This window comes from Pseudomonas sp., assembly GCF_049590575.1.
Taxonomy (GTDB): Bacteria; Pseudomonadota; Gammaproteobacteria; order Pseudomonadales; family Pseudomonadaceae; genus Aquipseudomonas.
Map to the genome: position 1 here is coordinate 19707 of NZ_JBAWDE010000046.1, position 7329 is coordinate 27035.

5 protein-coding genes are annotated in these 7329 nt (G+C 60.6%); all 5 read left to right on the forward strand.

Annotated features, from left to right (window positions below; all coding sequences use genetic code 11):
- Positions 1–60: 60 nt before the first annotated feature.
- The 5 genes from WBR57_RS03470 to folK all read left to right on the forward strand — a co-directional run bounded on the left by WBR57_RS03470 (position 61) and on the right by folK (position 7238).
- Positions 61–237: a hypothetical protein gene (locus WBR57_RS03470; protein ID WP_003176118.1), complete on the forward strand. Its 177-nt coding sequence runs from the start codon at positions 61–63 to the stop codon at positions 235–237.
- A complete protein-coding gene (locus WBR57_RS03475; RefSeq protein ID WP_424082140.1) occupies positions 221–3175 on the forward strand; it encodes a sensor histidine kinase in 2955 nt (984 codons plus the stop codon). Before WBR57_RS03470 ends, WBR57_RS03475 begins: the two co-directional genes overlap by 17 nt.
- 22 nt (positions 3176–3197) lie before the next feature.
- The gene (locus WBR57_RS03480) at positions 3198–4637 is read left to right on the forward strand and encodes a sigma-54-dependent transcriptional regulator (RefSeq protein WP_424082142.1); all 1440 of its coding nucleotides are present in this window, start codon (positions 3198–3200) and stop codon (positions 4635–4637) included.
- Between the two features lie 709 nt (positions 4638–5346).
- Positions 5347–6750 carry a polynucleotide adenylyltransferase PcnB gene (locus WBR57_RS03485; RefSeq protein ID WP_106579242.1) on the forward strand — a complete coding sequence of 468 codons (1404 nt, stop codon included), beginning with the start codon at positions 5347–5349 and terminating at the stop codon, positions 6748–6750.
- Between the two features lie 2 nt (positions 6751–6752).
- Positions 6753–7238, forward strand: coding sequence for a 2-amino-4-hydroxy-6-hydroxymethyldihydropteridine diphosphokinase (gene folK, locus WBR57_RS03490; RefSeq protein WP_424082144.1), 486 nt, complete (start codon positions 6753–6755; stop codon positions 7236–7238).
- Positions 7239–7329 lie beyond the last annotated feature (91 nt).

Genomic DNA, 7329 nt, shown 5'->3' on the forward strand with positions numbered 1-7329 from the left:
GCGCTTGCAGCTTGCCAACCATCCGTTACCATCGCCGCAGTTTTTAACTCAGAGGCCAACATGTACATCTATCGATTGGTCCTGCTGCTGGTCGTCGGGATCTACCTGTTTTCCCCCGCCATCATGGATTGGTGGATCGACGCCACGGGCGCCTGGTATCGCCCTTATCTGCTGTGGCTGATCCTGATTGTCGTGACCTTTATCCTGCAGAGCCAAAAAGATGCCGATGAGCTTTAGCCTCACCCAGATGCTGCTGATCAGCGCCGCCTACCTGGCGGCGTTGTTCGGCGTTGCCTGGATCAGTGAGCGCGGAATGATCCCGCGGGCGATCATTCGCCATCCGCTGACCTACACCTTGTCCCTCGGCGTATACGCCAGCGCCTGGGCGTTTTATGGCACGGTCGGCCTGGCCTACCAGTACGGTTATGGTTTTCTGTCGAGCTACCTTGGCGTGTCCGGCGCGTTTCTGCTGGCGCCGGTATTGCTGTACCCGATCCTGAAGATTACCCGCACCTATCAGCTGTCATCTTTGGCCGATTTGTTTGCGTTCCGCTTTCGCAGCACCTGGGCCGGCGCGCTGACCACGATTTTCATGCTGCTCGGCGTGTTACCGCTGCTGGCCCTGCAAATCCAGGCGGTGGCCGACTCCATCAGCATCCTCACCCGCGAGCCCGTGCAACATCGCGTGGCCCTGGCCTTTTGCGGGCTGATCACGCTGTTCACGATTTTCTTCGGCTCACGCCATATCGCCACCCGCGAGAAACACGAAGGCCTGGTGTTTGCGATCGCCTTCGAGTCGGTGATCAAGCTGATCGCCATCGGCGGGGTCGGCCTCTATGCGCTCTACGGCGTATTCGACGGTCCGCAGCAGCTGGAGCTGTGGCTGCTGCAAAACCAGACCGCACTGGCCGCCCTGCACACGCCGCTGCAGGAAGGCCCGTGGCGCACGCTGCTGTTGGTGTTTTTCGCCTCGGCTATCGTGATGCCGCACATGTACCACATGACCTTCACCGAGAACCTCAACCCGCGCTCGCTGGTCAGCGCGAGCTGGGGCTTGCCGCTGTTCCTGCTGCTGATGAGCCTGGCGGTGCCGCTGATTCTATGGGCTGGCCTCAAGCTGGGGGCAACCACTAACCCCGAATACTTCACCCTTGGCGTCGGCATTGCCGCCAACAGCAAATCCCTGGCGTTGCTGGCTTACGTCGGCGGCTTGTCGGCGGCGAGCGGGCTGATCATTGTCACTACGCTGGCGCTTTCAGGCATGGCGCTCAACCACCTGGTACTGCCGCTGTATCAGCCACCGGCCGAAGGCAATATCTACCGCTGGCTGAAATGGACGCGCCGCGCGCTGATCGTCGCGATCATCATGGCCGGCTACGGGTTCTACCTGCTGCTGGGTGCCGGCCAAGACTTGGCGAACCTGGGCATCGTCGCGTTCGTGGCGACCCTGCAGTTCCTGCCGGGCGTGTTGTCGGTGCTGTACTGGCCGACCGCCAACCGACGCGGGTTTATCGCCGGGCTGCTGGCCGGGATCCTGGTGTGGATGGTCACCATGCTGCTGCCGTTGGTCGGCAATCTGCAGGGTTTCTATATTCCGTTGCTGAATATGATTTACGTGCTGGACGATACCAGCTGGCACATGGCGGCGATTGCCTCACTGGCGGCCAACGTGCTGATGTTCACCCTGATTTCGCTGTTCACCAATGCCAGCCCCGAAGAAACCAGCGCCGCCGAGGCCTGCGCGGTGGACAACGTACGCCGCCCGCAACGCCGCGAGCTGCATGCGGCCTCGCCCCAGGAATTTGCCACGCAACTGGCCAAACCCCTGGGCGCCAAGGCTGCGCAGAAGGAAGTCGAGCAAGCGCTGCGTGATCTGTACCTGCCGTTTGACGAACGCCGCCCGTACGCCCTGCGCCGTCTGCGCGACCGTATCGAGGCCAACCTGTCCGGGCTGATGGGGCCCAGCGTGTCCCAGGACATGGTGGAAACCTTTTTGCCCTACAAGGCCGGCGGCGAAAACTACGTCACCGAAGACATCCATTTCATCGAGAGCCGGCTAGAGGACTACCACTCACGCCTCACCGGCCTCGCCGCCGAACTCGATGCCCTGCGCCGTTACCACCGCCAGACCCTGCAGGAGCTGCCGATGGGCGTGTGCTCCCTGGCCAAGGACCAAGAGATCCTGATGTGGAATAAAGCCATGGAAGAACTCACCGGCATCGCCGCGCAACGGGTGGTGGGCTCGCGCCTGAACACCCTTGGCGACCCGTGGAAAGAACTGCTGCAAGGTTTCATCGACCTGCCCGATGAGCATTTGCACAAACAACACCTGGCCCTGGATGGCCAGACGCGCTGGCTCAACCTGCACAAAGCCGCCATCGACGAGCCGCTGGCCCCTGGCAACAGCGGCCTGGTATTACTTGTCGAGGATTTGACCGACACCCAGATGCTCGAAGACAAGCTGGTGCACTCCGAGCGCCTGGCCAGCATTGGTCGCCTGGCAGCCGGCGTGGCCCATGAAATCGGCAACCCGATCACCGGCATCGCCTGCCTGGCGCAAAATCTGCGGGAAGAGCGCGAAGAAGACGGCGAAATCACCGAGATCAGCGGGCAGATCCTCGAGCAGACCAAACGCGTTTCGCGCATCGTGCAGTCGCTGATGAGTTTCGCCCATGCCGGCGCGCATCAGAATCAAGACGAAGCGGTGTGCCTGGCCGAAGTGGCGCAGGATGCCATTGGGCTGCTGGCCTTGAATCGGCGAAATTTCGAAGTACAGTTCTACAATTTGTGCGATCCCGACCATTGGGTCGACGGCGATTCACAACGCTTGGCCCAGGTGCTGATCAACCTGCTGTCCAACGCACGCGATGCAACACCTGCCGGCAGCGCGATACGGGTCAAGACCGAGGCTTTCGAGCACACGGTCGACCTGATTGTCGAAGATGAAGGCAGCGGTATTCCACAGAACATCATGGACCGATTGTTCGAACCCTTCTTCACCACCAAGGACCCAGGCGAAGGAACCGGTCTGGGCCTTGCACTGGTCTATTCCATCGTTGAAGAGCATTATGGACAAATCACCATCGACAGCCCGGCTGACACCGAAAGCCAACGCGGCACCCGTATTCGGGTGACCTTGCCGCGTCATGTCGAAGCGACGTCCGCTGTGAACTGAGACCGTCGAGAGAATTGAATCAATGCCGCACATTTTGATCGTCGAAGACGAAACCATTATCCGCTCTGCCTTGCGACGCCTGCTTGAACGTAATCAGTACCAGGTCAGCGAAGCCGGCTCGGTGCAGGAAGCGCAAGAGCGATTCAGCATTCCCACGTTCGACCTGATTGTCAGTGACCTGCGCCTGCCCGGCGCACCCGGCACCGAGCTGATCAAGCTGGGCCAGGGCACGCCGGTGCTGATCATGACCAGCTATGCCAGCCTGCGTTCGGCAGTGGACTCGATGAAAATGGGCGCGGTGGACTACATCGCCAAGCCCTTCGACCACGATGAAATGCTCCAGGCCGTGGCGCGCATCCTGCGTGACCGCCAGTCGGCCAGCAGCACGCCCGTCGAACAACGGCCTGCCGGCAAAGCCGCCAATGGCGCAGACAAGCCGGGCGTCGACAACAGCAACGGCGAGATCGGCATCATCGGCTCCTGCCCTCCTATGCAGGATCTGTACAGCAAGATCCGCAAAGTAGCGCCAACCGATTCCAATGTATTGATCCAGGGCGAATCGGGCACCGGTAAAGAACTGGTGGCACGCGCGCTGCACAACCTGTCCAAACGCGCCAAGGCACCGATGATCTCGGTCAACTGCGCCGCGATCCCTGAATCCCTGATCGAGTCCGAACTGTTCGGCCACGAAAAAGGCGCGTTTACCGGCGCCAGCGCCGGGCGTGCCGGTCTGGTCGAAGCGGCGGACGGCGGCACCTTGTTTCTCGACGAAATCGGCGAATTGCCCCTGGAAGCCCAGGCGCGTTTGCTGCGTGTGTTGCAGGAAGGCGAAATTCGTCGCGTAGGCTCGGTGCAGTCGCAGAAGGTCGATGTGCGCCTGATCGCGGCCACCCACCGCGACCTGAAAAGCCTGGCCAAGATCGGCCAGTTCCGCGAAGACTTGTATTACCGCCTGCACGTGATTGCCCTCAAGCTGCCGGCCTTGCGCGAACGTGGCGCCGACGTCAATGAAATCGCCCAGGCGTTCTTGCTGCGCCAGAGCGCGCGCATCAACCGTACTGATCTCAAGTTTGCCCCGGACGCCGAGCAGGCAATCCGGCATTACTCCTGGCCGGGCAACGTGCGTGAGCTGGAGAATGCGGTCGAGCGCGCGGTGATTCTGTCGGAAAGCCCGGAAATTTCCGCCGAGCTGCTGGGTATCGATATCGAACTCAGCGATCTTGAAGACGACGACTTCATCGGCCTGGCCCCACAACAGGGCGGCGGGAGCAATACCAGCCATGAGCCAACCGAGGATTTGTCACTGGAAGACTACTTCCAGCATTTCGTCCTCGAGCACCAAGACCACATGACCGAGACCGAACTGGCGCGCAAACTCGGCGTGAGCCGTAAATGCTTGTGGGAACGGCGCCAGCGCCTGGGTATCCCACGGCGCAAGACCGGGGTGGCCAGCGAGAGTTGAGGGTGCGCCCCCACAGGTAACACCCTCTGATGTGAAAAAACTGTTACCGCTGGATTTCCACGTAACAAAAGCCGGGGCTTACGGTAACGAAGCCCCGGCTTTTTTTCGCCTGTCAAAAACCCGAAATCCCCTCAACCCCCCGATTTTGCTGGGCGGCACAAAAGTTGGCACGCACCCTGCTATATGCTTAGTACAAAAACAATAACAAGCTTTGTACAAGACAATAAAAATAAGACGAATCGACTCACGCACAATAAAAACAACACGGCGGAGGCGCAGCTAACTGATTCTTTTGGAGAGGCGTTGCATTTGGGGCTTGCCCCGCAACCAGGCCGAGAACAACAAAAACTGCCCTAAGGCAGAGCCTGAACTGGTTGGATCGTAGATCAGCAACACAGCGACCAAAGCAATCCGTTTGCTCTTGGCTCCCGATTGGGAGTGTCATGAAGGTGAAGCTTCGTGGCGAGGGCGATCAACAAAAACAAAAAGCCCGCAACCCATAATAAAAATAGAGCACGCAACTACTTCTGGGGGAGCTTCGGCTCCCCTTGTAGTTTCCGGCGTATAGCACCGGGATTTGACGATTTAAGGCTTATGGCGCAACGCCTCAGCTTGTTCCTACACCATCCCCCGACTAAATGCTAGAATCCCGGCCCATCATGCGGTCATTCTTCGTTATGGCCGAACATTCCTTCAAACAGTGCATCCCATGCTGAAGAAGTTGTTCCAGTCATTCCGTTCCCCCTTGCGTCGTACGCAGCACATTCGCAGCACGCCTGAAGTGCTTAACAGCAATCAGCATTCATTGCAGCGCGCCCAATTCAGCCGTTATGCAGTGAACATCGTCGAACGTTTGCAGAACGCCGGCTACCAGGCTTATCTGGTGGGCGGCTGTGTACGCGACATGCTGCTCAACATCACGCCGAAGGATTTCGACGTCGCCACCAGCGCTACGCCTGAGCAAGTACGCGCCGAGTTTCGCAATGCGCGAATCATCGGCCGCCGCTTCAAGCTGGTGCACATCCACTTTGGCCGCGAAATCATCGAGGTCGCGACTTTCCGCGCCGGCCACCCGCAAAACGATGAGGAGGAAGACACCAATCAGTCTTCCCGCAACGAAAGTGGGCGCATCCTGCGTGACAACGTATACGGCACCCTGGAAGAAGACGCGCAGCGCCGCGACTTCACCATCAACGCCCTGTATTACGACCCGGTCAGCGAGCGCATCCTCGACTACGCCAACGGCGTACACGACATTCGCAACAACCTGATCCGCCTGATCGGCGACCCGACGCAGCGTTACCAGGAAGACCCGGTGCGCATGCTGCGGGCCGTGCGTTTCGCCGCCAAGCTCAACTTTGGCATCGAAAAGCACACCGCCGCTCCGATCCGCGAACTGGCACCGATGCTGCGCGAGATTCCTTCGGCGCGACTGTTCGAAGAAGTGCTCAAGCTGTTCCTTTCGGGCTACGCCGCCGACACCTTCGAAATGCTCGTCGACCTGCAGCTGTTCGATCCACTGTTTCCGGCCAGCGCCGAAGCGCTGGAATACAACCCGACCTACACCCACACGCTGATCAGCGAAGCGTTGATCAACACTGACTTGCGCATCAAACAGAACAAGCCGGTGACCCCGGCCTTCCTGTTTGCCGCCCTGTTGTGGCCGGCCTTGCCAAAACGCGTACTGCGCCTGCAAGACCGTGGCATGCCGCCGATTCCGGCCATGCAGGAAGCGGCCCACGAGCTGATCGCCGAGCAGTGCCAACGCATCGCCATCCCCAAACGCTTTACCCTGCCGATCCGCGAGATCTGGGACATGCAGGAGCGTCTGCCACGCCGCAGCGGCAAGCGCGCCGACCTGTTGCTGGACAACCCGCGCTTCCGCGCCGGCTACGATTTCCTGCTGCTGCGTGAAAGCGCCGGCGAGCAGACCGACGGCCTGGGCGAATGGTGGACCGACTACCAGGACGCCAATGACAGCCAACGCCGCGACATGATTCGTGACCTCGGCAGCAAAGGTGATGGCGCCAGCGATGGGCCGAAAAAGCGTCGTCGCAGCTCCAGCAAGCGCAAACGCACGTCCGCCGATGCCTCGGGCGCCGCGGGCGAATAAACGTGGAACGTATCTACATCGGCATGGGCAGCAACCTGGCTGCCCCGGATCAGCAATTGCGCAGCGCTATCGCCGCGCTGGCGCAATTGCCCGGCACCCGCGTCGCCGGCGTATCGGCCCTCTATCAGAGTGACTCCCTGCTCCCGGGCCAACCGCGCTACACCAATGCGGTTGCCGCCCTGGACAGCGACCTTACGCCGCTGGAGCTGCTGGATGCCCTGCAAACCATCGAAAACGACCAAGGCCGCGAGCGCCTTGAACGTTGGGGCCCGCGCACCCTGGACCTGGACATCTTGCTGTTTGGCGAGCGCCTGATCGACGAGCCGCGTCTCAAGGTGCCGCACTACCAGATGCACCTGAGGGCTTTTGTGCTGTACCCGCTGGCCGAAGTCGCGCCCGCCGACCTGCAACTGCCAGACGGCGCACGCTTGAGCGCCCTGCTCGAAGCCTGCCCGTTTATCGGCCTGGAACGCCTGCCCCCGGTTTGACGCAATCCCTGTGGGAGCTGGCTTGCCTGCGATTGCATCACCTCGGCTTCACTGATGTAACGAGTCGCCTGCTTCGCTGGCAAGCCAGCTC